Origin of the sequence: Microbacterium sp. NPDC077184 (assembly GCF_040687055.1) — a bacterium.
Classification (GTDB): Bacteria; Actinomycetota; Actinomycetes; order Actinomycetales; family Microbacteriaceae; genus Microbacterium.
In genome coordinates this window covers 238,334-263,352 of sequence record NZ_JBFBMM010000006.1, presented here as the reverse complement: position 1 = coordinate 263,352, position 25,019 = coordinate 238,334, and the positions used below count along the sequence as shown (strand labels likewise).

The following is a 25,019-nucleotide window of genomic DNA, read 5'->3' as shown; positions in this document are numbered from 1 at the left end:
CTTTGATCCAAAGGAATTCTCACCAGTCCGAAGACCGACGAGGAAAATTTGGCATTTGACAAGTGCACGCTGTTGAGTTCTCAAGGATCGGATGCGTTCACGATCAGACCTCTCGGTCGTCACCATGAAGCAACTTCTCTTGTTCCGATCTCACACGACGAGTCGGCGCTTCGCTTCGGAGATGGAGCAGTGGTCCCTGACTCGGTCCGGGTGGACCGGCTCCCCATCCTACACACACGCCACCGAAGTGACAAGATCTGGAGGAGGGGGATGCTCTACCGCTTGAGGGGGCCGGGCCTCTCGGCCTTCGCTCTTCCCTGTGGGGCGAACAAGTAGTAACTTACGTGGGATCCGGCAGGCCGGCAAATCACGCGTCCATCCCGGGCGTGTCGCCCGGATTTCCGCGGACGAAGATGCCGGCGAGGGTCTTCTTCCCCCGACGGAGGACCGCTGCGTCACCGGCCAGAGACGCAGTGACCACCGCATCCTCGGACGTGACCTTCTCGCCGTCGACCGAGACTCCGCCCTGGGTGATCGCCCGCCGCGCTTCGCCGGCGCTCGAGACCAGTCCGGTCTGCACGAGCGCCTGCACGACCGTGGTCCCGGGCGACACCGTCGCGTGGGGCAGTTCCTCGAGCGCCGAGCGGAGCACGTCCGCATCGAGCGCCGTCAGATCTCCTCGACCGAACAGAGCCTCCGACGCGGCGATCACCGACCGCGCGGCATCCTCTCCGTGCACGAAAGCAGTGACCTCGAGCGCGAGACGCTTTTGCGCCGCCCTCCGGAAGGGCTCGTCCGCGACCGTGCGTTCGTAGGCGACGATCTCTTCGCGCGTGAGGAACGTGAAGATCTTCAGGCGCGAGATCACGTCCGCGTCATCGGTGTTGAGCCAGAACTGGTACATCCGGTACGGGCTGCACATGCCGGCGTCCAGCCAGATGGCATTGCCCTCGCTCTTGCCGAACTTCGTGCCGTCGCTGTTCGTGATCAGCGGCGTGCCGATCGCGTGCACCGACACCCCCTCGACACGGTGGATCAGATCCGTCCCGCTGGTCAGGTTGCCCCATTGATCACTGCCGCCCGTCTGCAGGACGCAGCCGTAGGCGCGGTGCAATTCGAGGAAGTCCAGCCCCTGCAGGATCTGGTAGCTGAACTCGGTGTAGCTGATGCCCGCATCGGAGTTCAGGCGTGCCGCCACCGCGTCCTTCTTGAGCATCGTCCCGACGCGGTAGTGCTTCCCGACCTCCCGGAGGAAGTCGATGGCCGACAGCGGGGCCGTCCAATCGAGGTTGTTGACGATGCGCGCAGCACTGTCGCCCTCGAAGCTCAAGAACCGTTCCACCTGGGCACGCAGGGAGCTCACCCACTCCTCGACGGTCTCGCGCGTGTTGAGTGTGCGCTCCGACGACGGTCGCGGATCGCCGATCAGACCGGTCGATCCTCCGACGAGTCCGAGGGGACGGTGACCCGCGAGCTGGAGGCGACGCATCACCAGGAGCTGCACGAGGTTCCCGAGGTGAAGGCTCGGAGCGGTCGGGTCGAAACCGCAGTAATACGTGATCGGATCCCCGCGGAGAAGGGCGCGCAGCGCCTCCTGATCTGTGGACACATGCACCAGGCCACGCCACACCAGCTCATCCCAGACGTTGTCGAACGTCGGGTCGTTGGCGGGCGCGAGGGCGCTCACGACGGTTTCAGACACGCTTTCCACGCTATCAGCGGGGCGCGGCGACCCAGCGCCGTCCGCGGTCGGTGGCACACTGCCCCCATGGCCTTCTTCCTGCCCGAGCCGCTGTGGATGGCCGCCGTGTCGATCCTGGTCTTCCTCGCCCTCGCGGCGGCTCTCGCCCTCTGCGTGGTCTCGCTGCGCCGCCCGTCGACGGTGCCGCTCGCGGTCGGTGCCGGGCTCGTCGTCGCGGCGACCGTGGTGGTCGCCGTCTCCCCCGTCGGCGTCCCGACGCTCATGGGTGCGATGCTCGCACTCCTCGCCGTGGCCGTGGCCGTGGTGGGCGGCAACCCGATCACCCGGCAGGTGCTGGAGCTGGCGACCGGCGGACGCGTCCGCGAGACCAGGGACGGCGGCATCCTCGTCGCCCCGACGCGGGTCGACGACGCGCAGGACGAGCCGGACGCCGTCGCCCTGCTTCGCGGGGGGACGACGATCGGCTATCTGGAGCGGCTCGCGGTGGTCATCGCCGTGATCGCCGGCTATCCCGAGGCGATCGCCGTCATCGTCGCGGTGAAGGGCATCGGCCGCTTCTCCGAGCTCGCGGCGGCCGAGGCACGCGAACGCTTCATCATCGGCACCCTGGCCAGCCTCCTCTGGGCGAGCGTCGTCGGCGCGCTGATCCGGCTCGCGATCTGGTGACTCACCACCCCGCGCGCAGCCGCCGGTAGCCCTCCACGAGGGACGCGGATCCCGCTGCGGCAAGGGCCTGCGAGACCGCCGACTGCGTGATCGACTCCTCCCCCGCCAGTTCCCGCTGCGTCCTGCCCACGCATCGCCCGAACGTCAGGCGACGGGCGCGGTCCGACATCGTCGTGACCACTTCGTCACGAGCGAGCAGGTATGCCGACGCCATCCGGACCAGCTCGTGGACGGAGGGTGGCTCCGAGGAGGCGGCCGCGATCGCCGTCCGCGCGCTCGGGACGGCCCGGCGGGCCCGGGCATCGACGGCGTCGACCGCTTCACGGGCCGCCCACCAAGCCGACCCCTCGGCGATGTCACCGCCGGTGGACGGCACACGCACCGTGTCGCCGACGCCGATCCCGAAGCGCAGGTCGATCCCCTCGGGGAGCGCGAGGCGGACGAGCAATGTGAATGCCAGGGCCGCATCGACCGACACCAGCTCGCCCTGCAGCTCATCGCCCGTGGTGGTCGCGATCGGCGCGGTCACCGCATCCGGGATCTCCGCGGACACCCGCGCGATCGTGTCTTCGATCGCGCGCTGCGCACCGGCGCGGTCGGGCAGGCGGCGCGAGCCCACGATGTCGGCGGTCAGAACGACGGGCATATCATCAGCTTATCGCTGATATTCGAGAAACATCAGCTATTAACTGATTTCAGATCACAGGCCGAGCGCGTGGAACGTCTCCTGCGCCCGACGCACCAGCGCCGCCCTCTGCTCGGCCACTCGCGCCGGCGACGTACCACCGGTGCCGGCGCGGCTCGCCACGGAGCCCTCCACGGTGAGTACCGAGCGGACCTCCGGACGCAGATGGGGGGACACGGCCTGCAGGACGTCGTCGGATGCCTCCTCCAGTCCGATCCCGCGCTCCTCGCAGGCCCGCACCAGTGATCCGGAGATCTCGTGGGCCTCACGGAAAGGCACACCCCGCGTCACGAGCCACTCGGCGACATCCGTCGCGAGGGAGAAGCCCTGCGGGGCGAGTTCCACCATGCGCGCGGTGTCGAACGTGAGCGTCGCGACCATCCCGGTGAACGCGGGCAACACGGTCTCGAGGGTCCGCACCGAATCGAAGACCGGCTCCTTGTCCTCCTGCAGATCGCGGTTGTAGGCCAAAGGCAGCGCCTTGAGGGTCGCGAGGAGTCCGGTGAGATTGCCGATGAGGCGGCCGGACTTCCCGCGGGCGAGTTCGGCGATGTCGGGGTTCTTCTTCTGCGGCATGATGCTCGACCCCGTCGAGTAGCCGTCGTGCAGCGTGACGAAGCCGAACTCCCTCGTGTTCCAGAGGATGATCTCCTCGGCGAACCGGGAGAGGTCGATGCCGATCATCGCCGCGATGAACGCGAACTCTGCCACGACGTCCCGAGCGGACGTGCCGTCGATGGAGTTCTCGGCCGGATCGCCGAGGCCCAGCTCCGTCGCGACGAGCACGGGATCGAGCCCGAGCGAAGATCCGGCGAGCGCCCCGCCGCCGTACGGCGACACCCGCGCGCGGACCGTCCAGTCCCGGAGCCGCTCGAGGTCGCGCACCAGCGGCCACGCGTGGGCTTGGAGGTGATGGGCGAGCAACACGGGCTGCGCGTGCTGAAGGTGGGTGCGACCGGGAAGGATGGCGTCGGGGTGAGCCTCCGCCTGCGCGACGAGGGCATCGATGAGCCCCAGGAGGTCGCGCGCGATGGTCCGGGAGTGATCGATGAGGAACATCCGCACCAGGGTGGCGATCTGATCGTTCCGGCTGCGGCCGGCCCGGAGCTTGCCCCCGACCGCGGGACCGACCTCGGCGATCAGCGCCTGTTCCAGAGCACCGTGGACATCCTCGTCGGCCTCCGCCGGCTGGAGCGATCCGTCCGAGATGCGGGCGGCGAGACGATCCAGGCCCGCGCGCATCTCGGAGAGCTCATCATCGCTGAGATACCCCGCGTCGTGCAGGGCCACGGCATGCGCGCGGGAACCGGCGATGTCGTACAGGGCCAGGTCCCAGTCGAAGTGGGTCGAGCGGCTCAGCGCCGCCAGCTCCGGCGAGGGTCCGGAGGCGAAGCGGGCACCCCAGAGCGCGCCCTCGTTGGTTCCGTCGGCCGTGGTCTCGTTCACCGCACCAGCCTATCGGCGCGCTCGACTTCCACCGGAGGCGCGGTCGAGCAGCCCTTCGAGCGGGCCCCGTCCGATGAGCAGCGCCCAGGCGGTGCAGAGGACGATGATTCCGACGGTCATAGGCCAGAACGGCTCCAGCGCCCGGAACCCGGACAGGTCGCTCGGATCTCCGAGGACGACGCCGGCGATGAGTGCCCACACGACGAGCTGGAGGGTGTAGGCGGTGAGCGGCATGGCGCCGACCGCACGCAGCGGGAGGACGATCCACATCACGGCGGAGATGCGGCAGAGCAGCACAGCGGCGGCGATGACGGCGAGGGCGAACCCGCCGGACCCGATGACCTCGAGGAGGCCGGACGAGTGCGGGCGTGCGGTCCAGACCGCGGGCCACCATCCCCCCTGCTCGGCTGCGGCGCCGTATCCCGTGGCCGCGTCTGCTCCGTAGCCGATGAGGGCCAGAGCGACCCCCACCGCGAGGACGCGCAGCTGAACCGCCGTCGCGCGGATGTCGGCCCGCGCGACCGCGAGACCCGCGAGCACGAAGGCGATCCAGGTCGGGAAGGGGTAGTTCCATCCGACGGCGAGCGAGAGGTCGCCGCCGAGCGGGGTGGACCAGATCGGAAGCTCGTCGAGGAGCACCTGGAGCAGAGGCATCAGCACGCCCAGGATCGCGGCGAGGACCACCAGCCGCCGCGCGCCCCCGGTGAGGACGGGCAGCGTCATCAGGAACAGGATCGCGTAGGCGGGGAGGATGACGTAGACGGGGACGCCGGTGAGGATGAGCAGGATGCCGATGCCCCAGAGGATGCCGGCGCGGATCGCGATGCGCACGCGGGCCGAGGCGAGGTCCGTGCCGCGCGGGGGCACCGCTCCGCCGGTCATGAGGCCGATCGACACCCCCGCGAGCGTCGCGAACAGGATGGACGAGCGCCCGTTGACCACGGACACCCAGGTGTCCGGCTCGGCGAAGACGAAGGCGTCGGAGATGACCAGGAGGTGGGCCGCGAGCATCCCCACGACCGCGAGCCCACGCGCGAGGTCGAGCCCGGTGACGCGACCGCGGGTGTTGAGTCGCGAGACGTTCGCGGCGACCGTCACGCCGCGCTCTGGCGCAGAAGCCACACCAGCAGCGCCTTCTGGGCGTGCAGCCGGTTCTCGGCTTCATCCCAGACCACGCTCTGCGGACCGTCGATGACGGCCGCGTCGACCTCGTAGCCGCGGTCGGCGGGAAGGCAGTGGATGAAGATCGCGTCGTCCTGGGCGAGCTGCATCAGCTCCCCCGTCACCTTGTACTGGCCGAGATCGCGCAGGCGGGCGAGCTTCTCCTCTTCTTTGCCCATCGACACCCAGGTGTCGGTGACGATCACGTCCGCCCCGGCGGCCGCCTCGAGCGGATCCGTGAACAGCGTCACGGACCCGCCGGTCTCGGTGGCGCGGCGGTCCGCATCGGCGATCACGTCGGCGCGGGGCGCGTAGTCCTCCGGCGAGGCGACGCGCACGTGCATGCCCGCCGTCACCCCCGCCAGGACATACGAGTGCGCCATGTTCGACATCCCGTCGCCGAAGAAGGCGAGCGTGAGCCCGGCGAGCGGACCCTTGTGCTCGGTGATCGTCAGAAGATCCGCGAGCAGCTGGCAGGGGTGGAAGTCGTCGCTGAGCGCGTTCACGACCGGGACCCGCGTGTCGCGCGCCATCTCCTCGAGACCCGACTGGGCGTAGGTGCGCCAGACGATCGCGGCGACCTGGCGCTCCAGCACCCGCGCGGTGTCGGAGGGGGTCTCCTTGCCGCCGAGCTGGCTGTTGGCCGTCGAGATGATCAACGGACTCCCGCCGAGGTCGGCGATGCCGACCGCGAAGGAGACCCGCGTGCGGGTGGAGGACTTGTCGAAGATGACCGCGACCGTCTGCGGTCCTTCGAGGGGCTTGAGCTTCCAGCGATCCTTCTTCAGCTCCAGGGCGAGCTCGAGGATCTCGGCCTGCTCGGCCGGGGTCAGATCATCGTCGCGGAGCAGATGGCGGGTCATGCGGGAACCTCCGAGGGGGATGCGGGATGCGGGGAGCCGTCGAGCAGGAGCGCATCCTGCACCGTGCGCAGGGATGCGGCGAAGAGCGCGAGGAACTCGTCGATCTCGATGTCGCCGATCGTCAGCGGCGGGACCACGCGGATCGTGTCGTCGTTCGGCGCGTTGATGACGAGGCCGTGCTCGGCGGCCGCGGCGACGACCGCCTTGGCCACCGGCCGGGTCAGGGCGATGCCGATCAGCAGCCCGCGCCCGCGGGTCCCCGACACCAGCTCCGAGCCGAGGGCCTCCACGCCGTCGCGGATCTGCGCGCCTCGAACGGATGCCGCCGCAACGAGGTCTGCGCGTTCGATCTCGGCGAGGACGGCCGAGGCGACGGCGGTCCCGAGGGCGTTCCCGCCGAAGGTCGAGCCGTGCGTGCCCGGATAGAACAGGTCGCTGGCATCGCCGAAGGTGATGAGCGCGCCGATCGGGAAGCCTCCCCCGATGCCCTTGGCGACGGTGACGGCATCCGGGGTGATGCCCTCGTGCTGGAACGCGAACCACTCACCCGTCCGTCCCGCGCCCGTCTGGATCTCGTCGACGATGAGCAGTGCGCCGTGGCGGGCGGTGATCTCGCGCGCCGCGGCGAGGTAGCCCTCGGGCAGCTCCACGACACCGGCTTCGCCCTTGATCGGCTCGACCATGAGGGCGGCGACGCGGTCGTCTACCGCGGCCTCGAGGGCGGCGATCGTCGAGGGGAGGAACTCCACCCCGGGCGTCATGGGCAGAAAGGGTTCCTGCATCGCCGGCTTCCCGGTGAGTGCGAGGGTTCCCATCGTGCGTCCGTGGAAGGCATCCGTCAGCGCCAGGATCCGCGGACGATCGGCTCCGCCGTGCAGGCGGGCGAGCTTGAAGGCCGCCTCGTTGGCCTCCGCCCCGGAGTTGGCGAAGTACACGCGCCCCTCATCCCCCGTCCCGGCGAGGCGCTTCAGGCGTGCCGCGAGCTCGAGCTGGGGTGGGGTGGCGAAGTAGTTGGAAACGTGGGCGAGGGTCGCCGCCTGTCGGGTGAGCGCCTCGACGAACACCGGGTGGGCGTGGCCGAGGGAGTTGACGGCGATGCCCGCGAGGAAGTCGAGGTGCCGGCGGCCGTCCGCGTCCCACACGTAGGCCCCTTCGCCTCGGACGAACATCGCCATCCGGGGTCCGAAGCTGCGGACCAGGTCCCGTCCCGCATCGTCCTGCCACGTCATCCGCGCACCACCTCTGTTCCGATTCCCTTGCTGGTGAACAGCTCCACCAGCACCGAGTGCGGCACCCGGCCGTCGATGATGGCGGCGGTCGCGACGCCCCCCTCGACCGCTTCGAGACACGCCGTCATCTTCGGGATCATGCCCGACTCCAGCCGCGGCATCATCGCGGTCAGCTCGGTCGAGGTCAGGTGCGAGACCAGCGAATCGCGGCGCGGCCAGTCGGCGTAGAGCCCGGGGACATCGGTGAGGACGACGAGCTTCGCCGCCCCGAGAGCCACCGCGAGGGCGGATGCCGCGGCATCCGCGTTGACGTTCAGGGAGTGCCCCGGGTGGTCGAGGTCGGGGGCGATGCTCGAGACGACCGGGATGCGACCGGCATCGAGCTGATCGTGGATCGGGCGCGGATCGACCTCCACCACGTCGCCGACACGACCGAGGTCGTGCTCGACCCCCTCGATCACGACGCCGCGACGCCGTCCGCCGAAGAGACCGGCGTCCTCGCCCGAGAGCCCCGTGGCCACGGGACCGTGCGCGTTGATCTTCCCGACCAGCTGCGGGTTGATCTGCCCGGTCAGGACCATGCGTACGACGCTGATCGCCTCGGTCGAGGTCACGCGGTAGCCGCCCTTGAACTCGCTCGGGATGGCCAGGCGATCCAGCATCGAGGAGATCTGCGGTCCACCGCCGTGCACGACGACGGGCTTGACACCGACGTAGCGGAGGTAGGCGATGTCGGCGGCGAAGGCATCCTGGAGCTCTTCGCTCACCATGGCGTTGCCGCCGTACTTGACCACCACGATCTGGTCGCGGAAGCGGCGCAGCCACGGGAGGGACTCGATGAGGGTCGTCGCTCGCGCGCTCGCCTCGGCGGGATCGGTGTCTTGGAGATCGGTCATGAGGAGTAGGCGCTGTTCTCGTGGACGTAGTCGTGCGTGAGGTCGTTGGTGAGGATCGTCGCGGTCGCCTCGCCGACCTTGAGGTCGATCACGATGTCGGTCGCACGCGGGGTGAGGTCGACGTCCTCCCGAGGACGGTCGGGCCCGCCCGCGGTGCACACGCGCACACCGTTCATCCAGACGTCCACGTCGTAGGGGTCGAAGGTCGCATCGGTCGTTCCGATCGCGGCGAGCACGCGGCCCCAGTTGGGGTCGTTGCCGAAGACCGCGGCCTTGAAGAGGTTGTTGCGGGCGACCGAGCGTCCGACCTCGACCGCGTCGTCCTCGGAGGCGGCGTGGCGCACCTCGATGGTGATGTCGTGGGCGGCGCCCTCGGCGTCCCCCTGCAGCTGCTCCGCGAGGTCGAGGCACACCGAAGCGAGGGCGGCGGTGAACTCCTCCGGGCTCGGGATGACGCCGCTCGCTCCGCTCACGAGCAGGGTCACCTGATCATTGGTCGACATGCAGCCGTCCGAGTCGAGACGGTCGAAGCTGCGTCTGGTCGCCGCGCGCAGCGCCGCATCCGCCCGCGCGGCGTCCAGCACCGCGTCGGTGGTGAGCACCACGAGCATCGTGGCCAGCCCCGGCGCGAGCATGCCCGCACCCTTCGCCATTCCCCCGATCGCCCAGCCCGCGCCCTCGTGGACGGCGCGCTTGGCCCGGGAGTCGGTGGTCATGATCGCCTCGGATGCCGCGATCCCGCCGTCGCGGTCGAGACCGGCGATCGCCGCTTCCGTCCCGGCGAGGACCTTCGCGCGGAAGACCTCGTCACCCGTGCCGATCAGCCCGGTCGAGCACACCTGGATGTCGCCGGCGCCGACGCCGAGCAGCTCGGCGGCCTTCTCCGCCGTCTGGTGCGTCGTCTGGAAGCCGAAGCTGCCGGTGAAGCAGTTCGCGCCGCCGGAATTGAGCACGACGGCCTCGACCACGCCGTCGGCGATCGCCTGCTGCGACCAGAGGATCGGATTGGCCTTGGCACGGTTGGACGTGAACACCGCGGCGCCGACCTTCAGCGGACCACGATTGACCACGACCGCCACGTCCTTCGCGCCGGTGGACTTCAGACCTGCGGCGACACCGGCCGCCTCGAACCCTCGGGGTGCGGTGACGCTCACGGCGCGACTCCGTTCACGGTCAGCGCGGTGCCCTCGGGGAGCCCCAGCGCGATGTTCATGGACTGCACCGCGGCGCCCGCGGTGCCCTTGACGAGGTTGTCGACGGCGGCGACGACGGTCACCCGGCCCGCGGGTCGATCGATGGCGAGACCGAGCAGGGCGGTGTTCGCCCCGACGACGTCCGCCGTACGCGGGAACACCCCGTCGGGGAGCAGGGTGACGAACGTCTCCTCGGCATAGGTGTCCTCCCACGCCGCGCGGATCTGCGCATCGGTCACCCCGGGGACGATCGGCGCGGACGACGTGGCGAGGATGCCGCGCGACATCGGGACCAGGACCGGCGTGAACGAGATCCGGATGCCCTCGTCCGCGTTCGCGCCGACCGCGGACGGCGACGCGGCGGCGAGCGCCTGGCGGATCTCCGGGATGTGCCGGTGAGTGCCACCGACGGCATAGGGATTCGCCGAGCCGAGGATCTCCGAGGCGAGCAGATTCGTCTTCAGCGACTTCCCCGCCCCCGAGGGTCCCACCGCGAGGACGGAGACGATGTCGCGCGGGTCGATGACGCCGGCGGCGACGCCCGGCGCGAGGCTCAGGCTCACGGTCGAGGCGTTGCACCCCGGGGCGGCGATCCGGCGCGCACCGACCAGGTGCTCCCGCTGCTTCCCGCCCCGCACGGGGAGCTCCGGGACGCCGTAGGCCCACGGCTCATGGAAGTCGCCGCCGTAGAACCGATCCCAGTCCGCGACCGACTGCAGCCGATGATCCGCGCCCGCGTCGATGACGAGCGCGGCATCCGACAGCGACTCCGTGATCGCGCCGGACTGGCCGTGCGGGAGGGCGAGGACGACGACATCGTGCCCGGCGAGCACGTCGGGGGTGGTCGGCTGCAGGTCGAGATGCGCGAGCGAGCGCAAGTGCGGCTGATGCTCGATCAGCGGCGACCCCGCGTTCGAGTGCGCGGTCACGGTGCGGATCTCGACGTCGGGATGGGACGCGAGAAGGCGCAGGATCTCGCCGCCGGCATAGCCCGATGCGCCGGAGACGGCGACCGAATACGTCATGGGTTCCACCTTAGAGAGTCGGATGGCGCGGCGAGCGCGGCGGGCCGGGAGCGGCGACGACCCCGTCGCCACCCGGCGACGGGTGGAACGCGGCGTCGCCTAGAGTCGGCGTCCGTCGCGGCGTCGGCGCGCGGGAACGACGCGCGAAAGCGCGGTGCGGGTTCCCGATGCGGCGGTGGGCATGCCGAGACGATATCGAGGCCGGGTCCGCCACACCAAATCGGCGCGGCGGACCCGGCGCGTCCTCCCCGTGGGGAAGGGCACGGTCAGTCTCGGATCGCGGCGCCGCACCGCTCTTGCGCGCGAGCGACGCCGGCGAGCTTGGCCTCCGTCGCCTCGGCCGCGGTGAGCGTGCGGTCGGGCGCCCGGAACCGGAGCGCGAAGGTGAGGCTCTTGCTGCCCTCGGGCACGCCTGCGCCGCGATAGTCGTCGACGAGCCGCACGGCTTCCAACAGCGGGCCGGCGCCTTCGACGAGCGCATCGCGGAGCGTCGCCGCCGCGACATCGTCGGCGACCACGAGCGAGAGGTCCTGGGTCGCGGCCGGGTAGCCCGACAGCGTCTCGGCCGTCACCGTCCGCGCGGCATCCAGCACGCGATCGAGGTCGAGTTCGGCGACGTACACGCGTCCCGGCAGGTCCGCCGCCGCCGAGACGGCCGGGAGGACCTCCCCCACGTAGCCGACCTCGACGCCGTCCACCGACAGCGCACCGGCGCGCCCGGGATGCAGGGCCGCGCGCTGCGTCTGGGAGACGTCGATGCGCACACCGGCGGCGCCGGCGATCGTGCGGACGGCGTCGAGGACGTCGAGGAGTTCGAACGGCTCGGCCGGTGTGCCCGGCTGCTTGGCGACGCGGTGGCCGGTGACGAGGACCGCGATATGCCGGGGCTGCGGCGGGATGGCCGCATCGAGCTCGGCGAGCGTCGCGGCATCCGGTCGCACCGCCAGCGGCGGAACGAAGGGGGTGCCGTAGGTCTGCCCGATGGCAGGGCGGAAGACCACTCCGGACTCGAACAGCGCCAGGTCCAGCAGGCCGCGCGAGACGTTGCGGTGCGCGACCTGGAGCAGACCGGGAACGAGCGAGCGGCGGAGGAACGGGTGCTGGCCGTCCAACGGGTTCGCGAGTCGCACCGAGGCGACCTCTCCTCCCCCGGCGGAGCCGTGGAGTCGGTTGTCGTCCTCGGCGACGAACGGGAACGACGGCGTCTCGACGTACCCGGCGGCGGCGAGCGCGTTGGCGACGCGCCGACGCCCCTGCTGAGCCACGGTGAACCCGCGTCCGGCCGGCGGGATCGGCAGAACCGAGGGGATGCGGTCGTACCCGGTGATCCGGGCGACCTCCTCGGCCAGCGTCCACTTGTCGGTGAGGTCCGGCCGCCAGGACGGCGCCGCCACGACCCAGCCGGCGGGCGTCTCGCGCACCGTCGCTCCGATCATCTCCAGCGAGGAGACGATCTCGTCGGCGGTGTAGTCCACGCCGATGAGGCCGGAGACGAAGTCCCGCGGCAGTTCGATCATCATGTCGACGCGCGTGGCGTTGATCGCACCACCGACACGGGTGTCCGTCCCGCCGGCGTACCGCTCCATGAGCTCGGCGACCCGGGCGGCCGCGACGAACGCGATCGCGGGGTCCACTCCGCGCTCGAACCGACGCGATGCCTCGCTGGGGAGCTTGTGTCGTCGAGCCGTGCGCGCGATCGTGACGGTGTCGAATGTCGCCGCCTCGATGAGCACGTTCCGCGTCGCGTCCGTCATCTCGGTCGTTCCGCCGCCCATCACCCCCGCCAGGCCGATCGGACCCGACGCATCCGTGATCAGCAGATCCTCGGGATGCAGCGTCCGGGTCTTGCCGTCGAGGGTCTGCAGCGTCTCGCCCGCGGCGGCGCGGCGCACGGTGATTCCGCCCTGCAGGCGGTCGAGGTCGTAGCCGTGGATCGGCTGCCCGAGCTCGATCATGACGTAGTTGGTGATGTCGATCAGGATGCCGAGCGAACGGATGCCGGCGAGCGTCAGCCGCGCGATCATCCAGGGCGGGGTCGGCTTGGTCGGGTCGACGTCCCGCACGATGCGCGCGACGAACTCGGATGCACCCGCTCGGCCGCGGATGGGCGCGTCGTCCTCCACCGCCACGGCGAAGGCGGTCTCGTCGTGCAGGTTCACTTCGCCCCACACCTTCGCGCCGGGGTCGCGGAACTCCGCGCCCGTGGCGTGGGAGTACTCCCGTGCGATCCCGCGGATCGACAGCGCGTACCCGCGGTCGGGCGTGACGTTCACGTCCACCGCGACGTCGTCGAGGCCGAGCAGCGCGATGGCGTCGGTGCCGACGGGGGCGTCGATTCCGAGATCGACCAGGCGGAGGATGCCGGAGTGCTCGTCACCGAGACCCAGCTCCCTGGCGGAGGCGATCATGCCGTCGGACACATGTCCGTAGGTCTTGCGCGCGGCGATCGGGAACGGCCCCGGAAGGACCGCTCCGGGCAGGGTGACGACGACCTTGTCACCGGCGAAGAAGTTGCGAGCGCCGCACACGATGCCGCGGACGCCGCCGAGGGCCTCACCGACGTCGACCTGACACCAGCGGATCGTCTTGCCGTTGGACTGAGGCTCTTCGACGAACTCGCGGACCTCGCCCACGACGATCGGCCCGGTGAGCTCGAAGCCGAGGACCTCCTCCTCTTCGAAACCGACCCGGACGAGATCGGCGAGGACCTCTTCGCCGGTCGCCGACGCCGGGACATCGACGAACTCGCGAAGCCAGGAGAGCGGGACGCGCATCAGACCACCATTCCGAACTGCTCGCTGAAGCGGACATCGCCCTCGGCCATGTCGCGCATGTCTTTGACGTCGCTGCGGAACATCAGGGTCCGCTCGATCCCCATTCCGAACGCGAACCCGGAGTACTCCTCCGGGTCGATGCCTGCCGCGCGGAGGACGTTCGGGTTCACCATGCCGCAGCCGCCCCACTCGATCCACCGCGCACCGCCGGTGAAGGTGGGGTGCCACAGGTCGAGCTCGGCGGACGGCTCCGTGAACGGGAAGTAGTTGGCCCGGAATCGGGTCTTCGCCTCGGCGCCGAACAGGGCGCGGGCGACGTGGTCGAGGGTGCCCTTGAGATGGGCCATCGTGATGCCCTTGTCGATCACGAGGCCTTCGAACTGGCTGAAGACCGGCAGGTGGGTCGCGTCGAACTCGTCGGTGCGGTACACACGGCCGGGCGAGATCACGTAGACCGGCAGCTCACGGGTGAGCATCGTCCGCATCTGGACGGGAGACGTCTGGGTGCGAAGCACCAGGTGCCGTTCGACCGGGTCGACGTAGAAGGTGTCCTGCATCTGCCGCGCCGGGTGATCCGGGTCGAGGTTCAGCGCGTCGAAGTTGTACCACTCGTGTTCGAGCTCGGGTCCCTCGGCGACCTCCCACCCCATGCCGACGAAGATGTCGCCGATCTGCTCCTGGAGGAGGGTCAGCGGATGCCGTGCCCCGACGCGGGCGCGGCCGGCGAGCGCGGTGATGTCCACGCGCTCGGCCTCGAGCGCCGCCGCGGTCTCGGCCTCCGCGAGCTCCTTCTCGCGCGCCGCGAACGCGGACGACACGCGACCGCGGGCCTGGCCGACGAGCTTGCCGAGCGCGGCCTTCTGGTCGGTGGGCACGTTCCGCAGCTGGGCGTTCAACGCCGCCAGCATGGATCCTTCCGCCGCGTGGGCCGATCGGGCGGCCTTCAGGGCGGCGGTGTCACCGGCATCGGCGACAGCCGCGAGCGCGGCCTCGACCGCGGCATCCACCGCCTCGGGTGTGATGACGGAAGGGGCGGACGGCGGATTCTCGCGCGCTTCAGACACGAGAAGCGAGTCTACCGACGCGACCGGACGATGGCGGCCACTCAGCTCGTGGCGGCGCCGCCGCCGTCGCGACGCTCCGGCATCTGCGCGTCCGCCAGACGGATCGCGGATGTCGGGTCGGCGAGCCCCGGTGACGGCTCCTGCCGCATTGCCTTTCGCGCCCCGCTGGCGGTGCGCCGAGAGAGCCACCGGGCGAACCACGACAGAGAGAGATTGATCACGAGGTAGATCGCGAGGCACACGAAGAACAGCGAGAACAGGTAGCGGTTGCCGTAGAAGCTTGCAAGGTTGTTCATCATCGTGCGGATGATCTCGTTGTACCCGACGATGAATCCGAGCGAGGTGTCCTTCAGCAGGACGACGAGCTGGGCGACGATGATCGGGAGCATCTGCCGGAACGCCTGCGGGAACTCCACGAGCATCTTCGACTGGAACTCGCGCATCCCGACGCTCAGCGCCGCCTCGCGCTGTCCGCGCGGAAGCGCCGCCAACCCTGCGCGCAAGGCCTCGCCGATGAGGGTGCCGTTGTACAGGATGAGGGCGATCACGACGGCCCAGAACGCACCCGTCGAGGCGACGAGGAGGATGAACAGCATCATCAGCAGCACGGGCATACCGCGGAGGAACTCGATGAGCCACGCGGTCGGGATGCGCACCCACGCGATCGTCGAGCTGCGCATGAGAGAGAGCGCGATGCCGAGCACGATGGCGCCGACGGCTGCCACGGCCGCAGCCTGCAGCGTCGCCACGACACCGCGACCGATCGCGCCCCAGACCTCGGGGTCGGCGAAGATGTCCCATCGCACCGGATCGAGGATCGCCGGCACCGGGACACCACCGGACACACGAGGGGTGGCCAGGACCCAGATGAGCCACGCGAGCACACCCAGGATGACGACGCCGCCGACGATCGATGCGATGCGCGAGAGTCGCCGAGCCCGCGGGCCGGGGGCATCGAAGAGGACGCTCGGAGCGCTCATCGCTGAACCACCACCCGACGTTCGATCTGTCCCGCCAGAAGCCCCAGGGGGATGGTGATGACCAGATAGAGGGCGGCGGCCGTCAGGAGGATCGGGATCACCATGTTTCCGTTCGCGTTCGCGAGCGCTCGGGTGGCGGCGAACAGCTCGACCACGAAGAACCCGCCCGCGACCGAGGTGTTCTTCGTCAGCGCGATGAACACATTGATCAAGGGCGGAATGGTCATGCGGAACGCCTGCGGCAGCACGACGAGCGACACCGTCTGGCCGAATCCGAGGCCGATGCTGCGCGCCGCCTCCGCTTGTCCGACCGGGACCCCGTTGATGCCGGAACGCAAGGCCTCCGCGACGAACGGCGACGTGTAATAGGCCAGCGCAGCCATGGCGAGCGGGATGTAGGGCACCCGTGCACCCAGGAAGGGCACGACGACCGCGAAGAAGAAGAAGACGAGCGTGAGGGGGGTGTTGCGTGCGATCTCGGTCCAGAACGCCGCGAACATCCGCAGCGATCCGATGGGTGAGATGCGCATCGCCGCGATGATCGTGCCGAGAATGAGAGACAGCACTCCCGACACGGCCAGCAGCAGCAGCGTGACGCGGAAGCCCTCCCAGAATGTGGGCCACAGACTGAGGTACTGCTCCATATCCCCTCCTTTCTCATCCCGACGGAAGCAGCGGATGCCTCGAGCCGGCGCGGGGCACCGGCTCGAGGCATCCCAATATCAGTAGCGGTCCGGCGTCGGCGGGTCGACGAACGGCAGGATCGTGCCCGCCGTGCTGTTCCACGCCGCCTCGTAGGTGCCGTCCTCATAGGACGCTTCCAGGACGTCGTTGATCCACATGCGGAAATCGGTGTCATCGAGCGCGAGACCGATGCCGTATGGCTCGTCGGTGAACGGCTCACCCACGACCTTGAACTCGCCCTCGTTCTGCGCGGCGAGACCGGCGAGGATCACGTTGTCCGTCGAGACCGCCACCACCGCGCCGGTCCGCAGCGGCTCGAGGCAGTTCGAGTACGTGTCGGTCAGGACGGGCTCCGCGCCCAGCTCCGCGAGGTTCTCCGCGGGCGTCGAACCGGTCACCGAGCACACCGGCTGGCCGACGAGATCCTCCTCGCTCTGGATGTCCTCGTTGTCGGCAAGGACGAGGATCGACTGTCCGGCCATGTAATACGGCCCGGCGAAGGAGACGACCTCCTTGCGGGTGTCGTTGATCGTGTAGGTGGCGATGACGATGTCGACCTGGCCGTTCTCGATGAAAGGCTCGCGGTTGGCCGAGACGGTCTCGACCCACTCGATGTTGTCCTCCGAGATGCCGAGCTGCGCCGCGATGATCTTGCCGATCTCGACATCGAAGCCTTCGGGCGTCCCCGACGGACCCATGAGGCCGAACAGGGGCTGGTCGAACTTCGTGCCGATCGTGATCGTGCCGGCGTCGGCGAGTTCGGCCATCGTCGTGCCCTCGTCGAACGCGACCTCCGAGGCCGGCGGGGCGCTGGCGTCGCCACCGGCGTCGTCGGTGCCGCCGGCGCATGCGGTGAGCGCGAGCGCGCTCGCGGCGGTCAGGGCCATCAGGGGGAGTCTTGTTCGCTTCATGTCTTCGTCCTTTGCTGTGTGCGGTCGCGCGTGGCGACGTCTCCTCGGGATCCGGGCCACTCGTGGTGACCGGGTTTCGATCAGTGCTCGAGGATCTTGGACAGGAAGTCCTGCGCCCTCGCGCTCTGCGGATTGGTGAAGAACTCTTCAGGGGTGGCTTCTTCGACGATGGCGCCGTCGGCCATGAAGAGCACCCGATCGGCGGCCTTGCGCGCGAAGCCCATTTCGTGCGTCACGACGATCATCGTCATACCGTCGGACGCGAGACCGACCATCACGTCGAGCACCTCGTTGATCATCTCCGGGTCCAGCGCGCTGGTCGGTTCATCCATGAGGATGACCTTGGGGTTCATCGCGAGCGACCGCGCGATCGCGACGCGCTGCTGCTGACCGCCCGACAGCTGCGCGGGCATCTTCTTCGCCTGGTTGGCCACGCCGACGCGATCCAGCAACTGCATCGCCTCGGCCTCGGCGTCCTTCTTCGAGAGTTTCCGCACCTTGATGGGGCCGAGGGTGACGTTCTCGAGGACCGTCTTGTGCGCGAAGAGATTGAAGGACTGGAAGACCATGCCGACGTCGGCGCGCAGCTTCGCCAACCCGGAGCCCTCCTCGGGAAGAGGGACGCCGTCGATCGAGATCGAGCCGGAATCGATGGTCTCGAGACGGTTGATCGCGCGGCAGAGGGTGGATTTGCCGGACCCCGACGGGCCGATGACGACGACCACCTCACCGCGATTGACCACGGTGTTGATGTCACGGAGGACGTGCAGAGCACCGAAGTGCTTGTCGACGTGCTCCACAACCACCAGGGGCTCCCCGCGACGCACGGTGATGTTGGACGTCGGCGGCGCAGGTGAAGGGTTGTCCGGGCTCGACATGCGCTCACTCTATGCGTGGGCCTCACCGGCCCGCGACAGTGGCGCATGGGCTTTACCGGACTGTGACCGGATCGAAATCAGGTGGCCTCACCCACCGGATCGCTGCGCGAACGCGCTCTCGTAGAGGCAGACGCTCGCGGCGGTGGCGAGATTCAACGACTCCGCCGAGCCGTAGATGGGCAACCGCAACGACAGATCGGCCAACGCACGGGCGTCATCCTCGAGGCCTCGCGCCTCGTTGCCGAAGAGCCACGCAGTCGGTTCGGCGAGGAGATCGCGTGCGCCCAGGAAGTCCCCTCCCCCGACGTCCGCGGCGATGACGCGCACGCCGGCCGCGCGCGCACGCCGGACCGCATCAGCGAGGTCCACGCCGACGGCGACGGGGAGGTGGAACAGTGATCCGGTGGTGGAGCGCACCACCTTGGGGTTGTACGGGTCGACGGTTCGCCCGGTGAGGACGACGGCGTCCGCGCCGGCGGCGTCGGCGGCGCGGATGATGGTCCCGAGATTGCCGGGGTCGCGGACCTCCTCGCAGATGGCGACGAGTCGGGGCGTTACGGCGAAGATGTCCCGCACGGATGTCGGGGCCTGCCGTGCGACGGCGACGATCCCCTGCGGGGTGACGGTGTCGGCCATCGCGTCGACGACGCTCTCGGTCGCGAGCACCACCTCGACGCCCGCCGCGTCGGCGGCGGCGCGGATGTCGGCGTGCCGCTCCAGCGCCGACGGCGTCGCGAAGACCTCGACCACGATGTCGGGGCGGTGCATCAGCGCTTCGCGCGCGGCCTGCGGCCCTTCGAGGAGGAACAGCCCGGTTTCCGCGCGGGCGGGCCGTTTGGTCAGCTTCGCGACGGCGCGTACGCGCGGCGATCGCGGATTCTCCAGCACGTCTCTCATCCTAGGGACCGTGGCCGCCGGCATCCGACACCACCCGGAACAGGAGAACGGGCGCCTCCCCGAGGGGAAGCGCCCGTTCTGTCAGCGGATGCCGCTCACGCACCCTTAGGGGCGTTGACGTTCTCCGGAAGAGCCGCCTTGGCCGTCGCGACGAGCGAGGCGAAGGTCGCCGGCTCGTTCACCGCGAGCTCGGCGAGCATGCGACGGTCGACCTGCACGCCCGCGAGGCCGAGGCCCTGCATGAAGCGGTTGTAGGTCAGACCGTTCTGGCGGCTCGCGGCGTTGATGCGCTGGATCCACAGGCGACGGAAGTCACCCTTGCGCTTACGACGGTCGCGGTACGCGTAGACCAGCGAGTGCGTGACCTGCTCCTTCGCCTTGCGGTACAGACGCGAGCGCTGCCCGCGGTAGCCGGAGGCGCGTTCGAGGATGACGCGACGCTTCTTGTGGGCGTTGACCGCCCGCTTTACTCTTGCCATTTCTTCTGTTTCCTATCGTGCGAAAGCGCTCAGTGGCCGAGGAGCTTCTTGGCGGCCTTGGCATCGCCCGGGGCCAGAACCTGCTCCTGGTTCAGGCGGCGCGTCCGGCGCGACGACTTACCCTCGAGGTTGTGGCGCATACCGGCCTGCTGCTTCATCAGCTTTCCGCTCCCGGTCAGCTTGAAGCGCTTCTTGGCACCCGAGTGGGTCTTCTGCTTCGGCATCTGTTCTTCCTTCGTTATCGCATCCCGCGCGGGCGGGAATCTGGGTCCCGCGGTGCGGGAGTCTGGGGGCCTATTCGTCGTCGCCCGCGGCGGCGTCGCCGGCATCGTCGTCCGCATGCCGCGCGGAGCGCGCCGCTTCCTTGTTCGCCGCACGCTGGGCGTTCTGCTCCGTCTTGACCTCGGACTTGTTCTTGTGGGGCGCGACGACCATCACCATGTTGCGGCCGTCGATGGTCGGGTTCGACTCGACGGTGCCGAACTCCGCGACGTCCTCGGCGAACTTGCGCAGCAGACGCACACCCTGCTCCGGACGCGACTGCTCGCGACCGCGGAAGAGGATCATCGCCTTGACCTTGTCGCCGGCCTGGAGGAAGCCCTCGGCGCGCTTGAGCTTGGTGATGTAGTCGTGCGCCTCGATCTTCAGACGGAAACGGACCTCTTTGAGGACCGTGTTCGCCTGGTTGCGACGCGCTTCCTTGGCCTTCTGAGCGGCCTCGTACTTGAACTTCCCGTAGTCCATGATCTTGACGACGGGCGGCTTGGAGTTGGGCGCCACCTCGACCAGGTCGAGATCGGCCTCCTGAGCCAGTCGCATGGCGACTTCGATGCGGACGACGCCGACCTGTTCGCCGCCGGGACCGACGAGTCGGACCTCGGGCACGCGAATGCGCTCATTGGTGCGGGGATCGCTGATGCGGAACTCCTCTGACGTGACGGGTGACAGCCACCGCGAGTGTCATCGCGGCGGAAAAAGGAGTTCGCTTCCACCCGCACGGCGCACCGGCGCCGGCTTTCTCACACCCGAACCCAGATGGGGACGACCTCTGACGAGACGTCCGAGGCGGAGTGCATGACCCGGTAGCCTGAAGCGGCAAGCGCGGGTGGGATCTAATCCTCTTTCGTTCCGGAGCAGGATGCCCCGGAGCCCGCTGAAGTCTAGCAGAGAGAATGACGTGACCACGATTCCGAGCCCCGCCGATGACCGACACGCGCAGTGGGAGGAGCAGGAGCGTCACGCCGCCTCCGCCACGCGCGACATCGCCGACGTCCCCGCCGTCGAGGTGATCACGACGACATCCGTGCACCTGATGAGCGCCGCCGCGGTGAAGGTCGGCCTCGCCGACGATCCCGCGCAGCAGATCGACCTCGACGAAGCGCGCAAGCTCATCAACGCCCTGGCGGGCTTGATCACCGCGGGCGCTCCCGAGATCAGCGACATGCACGCCCGCTCGCTGCGCGACGGCCTGCGTTCGCTTCAGCTGGCCTTCCGCGAAGCCTCCGCGATTCCGGACCCGATCGGCAAGGGCCCGGGCGAGAAGTGGACCGGCCCCGTCACCTGACCGGTCTCAGGCGCCACGGACGAGCGCGACGGAGAGCGAATCCACGAGGGTCGCGATCCGGTCGTCGGCCGCCCAGCGCGCGGCGAGTCTCTTCAGGACCGTGTCGAGCTCGGCGCTGTCCAGCCCGGCGATGAGCTCCAGTCTCACGACGAGCTCCGGCCCGCGGAGGGTTCCGGCCGGGTCACCCGGGGCGACGGAGAGGTCGAGGACCGCCAGCTCTCCGCCGACACTCTCCTGAAGACCGGAGAAGACCTCCGGGGATGCGTAGCTCGGTTCCCACTCCTCGCCGCGGGCGATGGCCCAGACCGCCGGGCGCCGCACGACGAACTCCGTGGGCGAGGTGGGATCCAGCACGATCAGATCGGTTCCGTCCTGCACGGCGGCCAGGGCAGTCCGCACTCCATCCGCCGGTACCGGCCGTGCGGAGGCATCCCACTTCTGCATCGCCGCGACGCTCGAGAAGACCGGGAGGACGCGTCGACCATCGGGGGCCGCGACCGTCACGATCGAAAGCTCCTGGGTCTTGTCGACGGCCAGTCCGTGCGGACCGATCCCCTCGTCACCCTTCTCCGCCACGAGCGGGATGAGCAGGCGCGCAGCGCGATAGGCCTCGATCACCTCGACGGGCGAGCCCTCTCCCGCATGGAAGCGGCGCAGGGCTTCGAGGAGCGCAGGATCAGCTGACCCGTCGTCAGCCGCGTGCGGATTCGCACGGAACTCCCGGCCCGCCCAGGGGACTCCCGCCGAATCGGCGGGATGTGCTCCGTCAGCGCCCGGCGACATCCAGGGCCTCTGCCAGGGTGAACGCCCCGGCGTACAGCGCCTTGCCGACGATGGCACCCTCGACGCCCAGCGGGACGAGCTCGCGGAGAGCGGCGATGTCATCGAGGTTCGACACGCCGCCGGAGGCGACGACCGGCTTCGGGGTGCGCGCGGTGAGTTCCCGCAGGAGCTCGAGGTTCGGCCCCTGGAGGGTGCCGTCCTTGGTCACATCTGTGACGACGTAACGACTGCATCCGGCGTCTTCGAGCCGGTCCAGCACGGTCCACAGGTCTCCGCCTTCACGGGTCCACCCGCGTGCGGCGAGGGTCGTTCCGCGCACGTCGAGGCCGACGGCGATGACGTCTCCGTAGCGTCCGATGACAGCGGCGGCCCACTCCGGGTTCTCGAGCGCGGCCGTGCCGAGGTTGATGCGGGCGGCTCCGCTCTCCAGCGCCGCCTCCAGCGTGCGATCGTCACGGATGCCGCCGGACAGCTCGACCTGGACACCGCGCACGGACTTGATCACCTTGCGGAGGATGGAGGCGTTGTTGCCGCGGCCGAACGCCGCGTCGAGGTCGACGAGGTGGATCCACTGCGCGCCCTGGCGGGCCCACTCATGTGCGGCGTCGATGGGGTCGCCGTAGCTGGTCTCGGTGCCGGCCTCCCCCTGAGTCAACCGGACGGCCTTGCCGTCGGCGACGTCGACGGCGGGCAGAAGAGTCAGCGTGGGCGTGGACGCGAAATCGTTCATGGTTCCTCGTGCGTTACGGGTGGGGCGGGAACGGACCCGCAGCGGGGCACGATCTCAGAGAGTAGCCCCGGCGAGGCCGCCGATCCAATTGGACAGCAGCCGGATGCCCGCCTCGCCCGACTTCTCCGGGTGGAACTGCGTGGCCGACAGCGGCCCGTTCTCGACCGCGGCGAGGAACGAGGAACCGTACGTGCTCCACGTGAGGACGGGCTCGCGGAAGGGGTCCTGGCGGACCATGGGCCAGCTCTGGGCGGCGAACGAGTGCACGAAGTAGAAGCGTTCCTCTTCGAGGCCGCGGAACAACACCGTTCCCTCGCCCGGTGTCACGGTGTTCCACCCCATGTGGGGCAGGACGGGCGCGTCGAGCTGCGTGACGGTCCCGGGCCACTCGCCGAGACCCTCCGTGTCGTTCCCGCGCTCCACGCCGAGATCGAACATGACCTGCATGCCGACGCAGATGCCGAGCACCGGGCGCCCCCCGGCGAGACGGCGCTCGATGAGCTGGTCTCCGCGCTGGGCGCGCAGCGCCGCCATCACCGCATGGAAGGCCCCGACCCCCGGCACCACGAGCCCGTCCGCGTCCCGGACGAACCCGGCATCGGAGGTGAGCCGCGCATCCGCGCCTGCCGCGATCAGTGCCTTGACGGCCGAGTGGACGTTACCCGACCCGTAATCCAGGACGGCGACGGTCGGGCGGGCGGGCGCCTCTGTCACAGAGCGCCCTTCGTGCTCGGGATGCCCTCGATGAGGGGATCCAGGGCCTTCGCCTGGCGGAACGCCCGCGCGAAGGCCTTGTACTCCGCTTCGGCGATGTGATGGGGGTCCCGGCCACCGAGGACGCGCAGGTGGACGGTCAGGGCGGCGTGGACGCTGATCGCCTCGAAGCTGTGCCGGACGAGGGAGCCGGTGAAGTGCCCGCCGATGAGGTGGTGCTCGAATCCGACGGGCTCGCCCGAGTGGACCAGGTACGGTCGGCCGCTGATGTCGACGACCGCCTGCGCGAGCGCCTCGTCGAGCGGCACGAGGGCATCGCCGTACCGGGCGATCCCGGACTTGTCGCCGAGCGCCTCGCGGATCGCCTGCCCGAGCACGATCGACACGTCCTCGACCGTGTGGTGCGCGTCGATGTCGGTGTCGCCCTCGGCGCGGACGGTGAGGTCGGTCAGGGAGTGCTTGGCGAACGCGGTGAGCATGTGGTCGAAGAACGGCACGGTCGTCTGGATGCGGCTGCGGCCGGTGCCGTCGAGGTCGAGCTCCAGTTCGACACGAGACTCACTGGTCGCACGCGAGAGGGAGGCGGTACGGGCGGCGCTCATGCGCCCGATCCTACCGAGGCCAACGCGTCGAGGAACGCCGTCGTCTCCTCCTCGGTCCCCGCCGTCACACGAAGGTGGTCGGGGATTCCGACGTCCCGGATGAGGACGCCGCGCTCGTAGAGCCCGTCCCAGACGGCGCGGGGATCGTCGACACCGCCGAAGAGCACGAAGTTGGTCCAGGACTCGTAGGGGCGGTAGCCCAGCGCCTGCAGCGTCGCGGAGATGCGGTCGCGCTGAGCGACGATGTCGTCGACCATCCGGAGCATGGTCGGGGCGTGCTGCAGCGCGGCGGTCGCGGCCGCCTGCGTGAGCGCACTCAGGTGGTACGGAAGGCGCACCAGGCGAAGCGCGTCGACGACGGCGGGATCCGCCGCGAGGTATCCGACCCGCGCGCCCGCGAAGGCGAAGGCTTTGCTCATCGTGCGCGACACCACGAGCCGCTCGCGGCCCGGGAGCAGCGTGAGTGCGGACGGCTCTTCCCGCGGGGCGAACTCCTGATAGGCCTCGTCGACGATGACGACGCCGTCCGTGGCGTCGTACACCGCGCGGATGGCGTCCAGCCCCATCGGCGTGCCGGTGGGGTTGTTCGGCGCGCAGAGGAACACGACGTCCGCCCCGGCGTCGGCGACCTGCCGGGCCGCATCCTCCGGATCGACGGTGAAGTCCTCGCCACGTGTGCCGGCGACCCACTCCGCGCCCGTCGCGCGCGTGAGGAGCGGATACATCGAGTAGGTGGGGGCGAACCCGAACGCGCGGCGTCCCGGGCCGCCGAACGCCTGCAGCATGTGCTGGAGGACCTCGTTCGAGCCGTTCGCGGCCCAGATATTCGCCGCTTCGAGGCCGTGGCCGAGGTACTGCGCGAACCCCTCGCGCAGACCGGTGAACTCGCGGTCCGGGTACCGATTGACCTCGCGCAGCGCCAGCGCCACCGCGTCCAGGATGTCGTCGGCGACCTCTTCCGGCACCGGGTGGGTGTTCTCGTTGACGTTGAGCGCGACGGGGAGGGCTGCCTGAGGGGCGCCGTACGGTGTCATCCCGCGGAGGTCATCGCGCAGGGGGAGGTCTTCCAAGCGGGTGGTCACCCCTCCCATCG

The 25,019-nt window shown here is 69.7% G+C and carries 26 protein-coding genes; 2 read left to right on the top strand and 24 right to left on the bottom strand.

Annotated elements, in window-relative coordinates; all coding sequences use genetic code 11:
- Nucleotides 1–367 precede the first annotated feature (367 nt).
- Entirely contained in the window at nucleotides 368–1,702 is a 1,335-nt protein-coding gene (gene tyrS / locus AB0O93_RS12675) for a tyrosine--tRNA ligase (RefSeq protein WP_363343846.1), read from the bottom strand.
- Nucleotides 1,703–1,768: 66 nt separating this feature from the next.
- Between tyrS and AB0O93_RS12670 the strand changes: the two genes are divergently transcribed.
- Nucleotides 1,769–2,368 carry a hypothetical protein gene (locus AB0O93_RS12670; RefSeq protein WP_363343844.1) on the top strand — a complete coding sequence of 200 codons (600 nt, stop codon included), beginning with the start codon at nucleotides 1,769–1,771 and terminating at the stop codon, nucleotides 2,366–2,368.
- 1 nt (nucleotide 2,369) lies between these two features.
- Here AB0O93_RS12670 and AB0O93_RS12665 read toward each other — a convergent pair whose 3' ends face one another.
- The 18 genes from AB0O93_RS12665 to infC all read right to left on the bottom strand — a co-directional run bounded on the left by AB0O93_RS12665 (nucleotide 2,370) and on the right by infC (nucleotide 20,481).
- Nucleotides 2,370–3,014 carry a SatD family protein gene (locus AB0O93_RS12665; protein ID WP_363343842.1) on the bottom strand — a complete coding sequence of 215 codons (645 nt, stop codon included), beginning with the start codon at nucleotides 3,012–3,014 and terminating at the stop codon, nucleotides 2,370–2,372.
- A gap of 54 nt (nucleotides 3,015–3,068) precedes the next feature.
- Entirely contained in the window at nucleotides 3,069–4,499 is a 1,431-nt protein-coding gene (gene argH, locus AB0O93_RS12660) for an argininosuccinate lyase (protein ID WP_363343840.1), read from the bottom strand.
- A gap of 9 nt (nucleotides 4,500–4,508) precedes the next feature.
- The gene (locus tag AB0O93_RS12655) at nucleotides 4,509–5,621 is read right to left on the bottom strand and encodes a heparan-alpha-glucosaminide N-acetyltransferase domain-containing protein (protein ID WP_363343838.1); all 1,113 of its coding nucleotides are present in this window, start codon (nucleotides 5,619–5,621) and stop codon (nucleotides 4,509–4,511) included.
- The gene (argF, locus tag AB0O93_RS12650) at nucleotides 5,594–6,523 is read right to left on the bottom strand and encodes an ornithine carbamoyltransferase (RefSeq protein WP_363343836.1); all 930 of its coding nucleotides are present in this window, start codon (nucleotides 6,521–6,523) and stop codon (nucleotides 5,594–5,596) included. Before argF ends, AB0O93_RS12655 begins: the two co-directional genes overlap by 28 nt.
- Nucleotides 6,520–7,752, bottom strand: a complete 1,233-nt coding sequence (locus AB0O93_RS12645) for an acetylornithine transaminase (RefSeq protein WP_363343834.1) — start codon at nucleotides 7,750–7,752, stop codon at nucleotides 6,520–6,522. Before AB0O93_RS12645 ends, argF begins: the two co-directional genes overlap by 4 nt.
- Nucleotides 7,749–8,648, bottom strand: coding sequence for an acetylglutamate kinase (argB, locus tag AB0O93_RS12640; protein ID WP_363343832.1), 900 nt, complete (start codon nucleotides 8,646–8,648; stop codon nucleotides 7,749–7,751). Before argB ends, AB0O93_RS12645 begins: the two co-directional genes overlap by 4 nt.
- A complete protein-coding gene (argJ, locus tag AB0O93_RS12635; RefSeq protein ID WP_363343830.1) occupies nucleotides 8,645–9,802 on the bottom strand; it encodes a bifunctional glutamate N-acetyltransferase/amino-acid acetyltransferase ArgJ in 1,158 nt (385 codons plus the stop codon). The genes argB and argJ overlap by 4 nt, the downstream gene beginning before the upstream one ends.
- Complete coding sequence (gene argC / locus AB0O93_RS12630; RefSeq protein WP_363343828.1) at nucleotides 9,799–10,866, bottom strand: N-acetyl-gamma-glutamyl-phosphate reductase; 1,068 nt, start codon at nucleotides 10,864–10,866, stop codon at nucleotides 9,799–9,801. The genes argJ and argC overlap by 4 nt, the downstream gene beginning before the upstream one ends.
- Before the next feature lie 266 nt (nucleotides 10,867–11,132).
- A complete protein-coding gene (pheT, locus tag AB0O93_RS12625; protein WP_363343826.1) occupies nucleotides 11,133–13,640 on the bottom strand; it encodes a phenylalanine--tRNA ligase subunit beta in 2,508 nt (835 codons plus the stop codon).
- On the bottom strand, nucleotides 13,640–14,704 hold the full coding sequence (gene pheS, locus AB0O93_RS12620; protein ID WP_363343824.1) for a phenylalanine--tRNA ligase subunit alpha: 1,065 nt from the start codon (nucleotides 14,702–14,704) through the stop codon (nucleotides 13,640–13,642). The genes pheT and pheS overlap by 1 nt, the downstream gene beginning before the upstream one ends.
- Before the next feature lie 41 nt (nucleotides 14,705–14,745).
- The gene (locus tag AB0O93_RS12615) at nucleotides 14,746–15,684 is read right to left on the bottom strand and encodes an ABC transporter permease subunit (protein WP_363343822.1); all 939 of its coding nucleotides are present in this window, start codon (nucleotides 15,682–15,684) and stop codon (nucleotides 14,746–14,748) included.
- Nucleotides 15,681–16,328, bottom strand: a complete 648-nt coding sequence (locus AB0O93_RS12610; protein ID WP_363343820.1) for an amino acid ABC transporter permease — start codon at nucleotides 16,326–16,328, stop codon at nucleotides 15,681–15,683. Before AB0O93_RS12610 ends, AB0O93_RS12615 begins: the two co-directional genes overlap by 4 nt.
- 78 nt (nucleotides 16,329–16,406) lie before the next feature.
- Nucleotides 16,407–17,279, bottom strand: coding sequence for a glutamate ABC transporter substrate-binding protein (locus tag AB0O93_RS12605; protein WP_363343818.1), 873 nt, complete (start codon nucleotides 17,277–17,279; stop codon nucleotides 16,407–16,409).
- Nucleotides 17,280–17,359: 80 nt separating this feature from the next.
- On the bottom strand, nucleotides 17,360–18,088 hold the full coding sequence (locus AB0O93_RS12600) for an amino acid ABC transporter ATP-binding protein (RefSeq protein WP_363343874.1): 729 nt from the start codon (nucleotides 18,086–18,088) through the stop codon (nucleotides 17,360–17,362).
- A 156-nt stretch (nucleotides 18,089–18,244) separates the two neighbouring features.
- The gene (locus AB0O93_RS12595) at nucleotides 18,245–19,045 is read right to left on the bottom strand and encodes an RNA methyltransferase (protein ID WP_363343816.1); all 801 of its coding nucleotides are present in this window, start codon (nucleotides 19,043–19,045) and stop codon (nucleotides 18,245–18,247) included.
- A gap of 104 nt (nucleotides 19,046–19,149) precedes the next feature.
- Entirely contained in the window at nucleotides 19,150–19,533 is a 384-nt protein-coding gene (gene rplT / locus AB0O93_RS12590; protein ID WP_053547531.1) for a 50S ribosomal protein L20, read from the bottom strand.
- 29 nt (nucleotides 19,534–19,562) lie between these two features.
- On the bottom strand, nucleotides 19,563–19,757 hold the full coding sequence (gene rpmI, locus AB0O93_RS12585; RefSeq protein WP_363343813.1) for a 50S ribosomal protein L35: 195 nt from the start codon (nucleotides 19,755–19,757) through the stop codon (nucleotides 19,563–19,565).
- Nucleotides 19,758–19,827: 70 nt separating this feature from the next.
- On the bottom strand, nucleotides 19,828–20,481 hold the full coding sequence (gene infC, locus AB0O93_RS12580; protein ID WP_363343872.1) for a translation initiation factor IF-3: 654 nt from the start codon (nucleotides 20,479–20,481) through the stop codon (nucleotides 19,828–19,830).
- A gap of 238 nt (nucleotides 20,482–20,719) precedes the next feature.
- Here infC and AB0O93_RS12575 point away from each other — a divergent pair, with 238 nt between their 5' ends.
- Nucleotides 20,720–21,097 (top strand): DUF1844 domain-containing protein, encoded by a 378-nt coding sequence (locus tag AB0O93_RS12575; RefSeq protein WP_231717967.1) that lies wholly within the window; start codon nucleotides 20,720–20,722, stop codon nucleotides 21,095–21,097.
- A gap of 6 nt (nucleotides 21,098–21,103) precedes the next feature.
- On the opposite strand, the gene AB0O93_RS12570 is transcribed toward AB0O93_RS12575, so the two are convergent.
- From AB0O93_RS12570 to AB0O93_RS12550, 5 genes are read right to left on the bottom strand one after another with little or no spacing between them, the layout of a single operon-like run.
- Complete coding sequence (locus AB0O93_RS12570; RefSeq protein WP_363343811.1) at nucleotides 21,104–21,880, bottom strand: SseB family protein; 777 nt, start codon at nucleotides 21,878–21,880, stop codon at nucleotides 21,104–21,106.
- Nucleotides 21,864–22,610 carry a bifunctional 1-(5-phosphoribosyl)-5-((5-phosphoribosylamino)methylideneamino)imidazole-4-carboxamide isomerase/phosphoribosylanthranilate isomerase PriA gene (gene priA / locus AB0O93_RS12565; RefSeq protein WP_363343809.1) on the bottom strand — a complete coding sequence of 249 codons (747 nt, stop codon included), beginning with the start codon at nucleotides 22,608–22,610 and terminating at the stop codon, nucleotides 21,864–21,866. The genes AB0O93_RS12570 and priA overlap by 17 nt, the downstream gene beginning before the upstream one ends.
- A gap of 54 nt (nucleotides 22,611–22,664) precedes the next feature.
- Nucleotides 22,665–23,324, bottom strand: a complete 660-nt coding sequence (gene hisH / locus AB0O93_RS12560) for an imidazole glycerol phosphate synthase subunit HisH (protein WP_363343807.1) — start codon at nucleotides 23,322–23,324, stop codon at nucleotides 22,665–22,667.
- Nucleotides 23,321–23,926, bottom strand: coding sequence for an imidazoleglycerol-phosphate dehydratase HisB (gene hisB / locus AB0O93_RS12555; RefSeq protein ID WP_363343805.1), 606 nt, complete (start codon nucleotides 23,924–23,926; stop codon nucleotides 23,321–23,323). The genes hisH and hisB overlap by 4 nt, the downstream gene beginning before the upstream one ends.
- Nucleotides 23,923–25,017: a histidinol-phosphate transaminase gene (locus AB0O93_RS12550; RefSeq protein WP_363343803.1), complete on the bottom strand. Its 1,095-nt coding sequence runs from the start codon at nucleotides 25,015–25,017 to the stop codon at nucleotides 23,923–23,925. Before AB0O93_RS12550 ends, hisB begins: the two co-directional genes overlap by 4 nt.
- Nucleotides 25,018–25,019 lie beyond the last annotated feature (2 nt).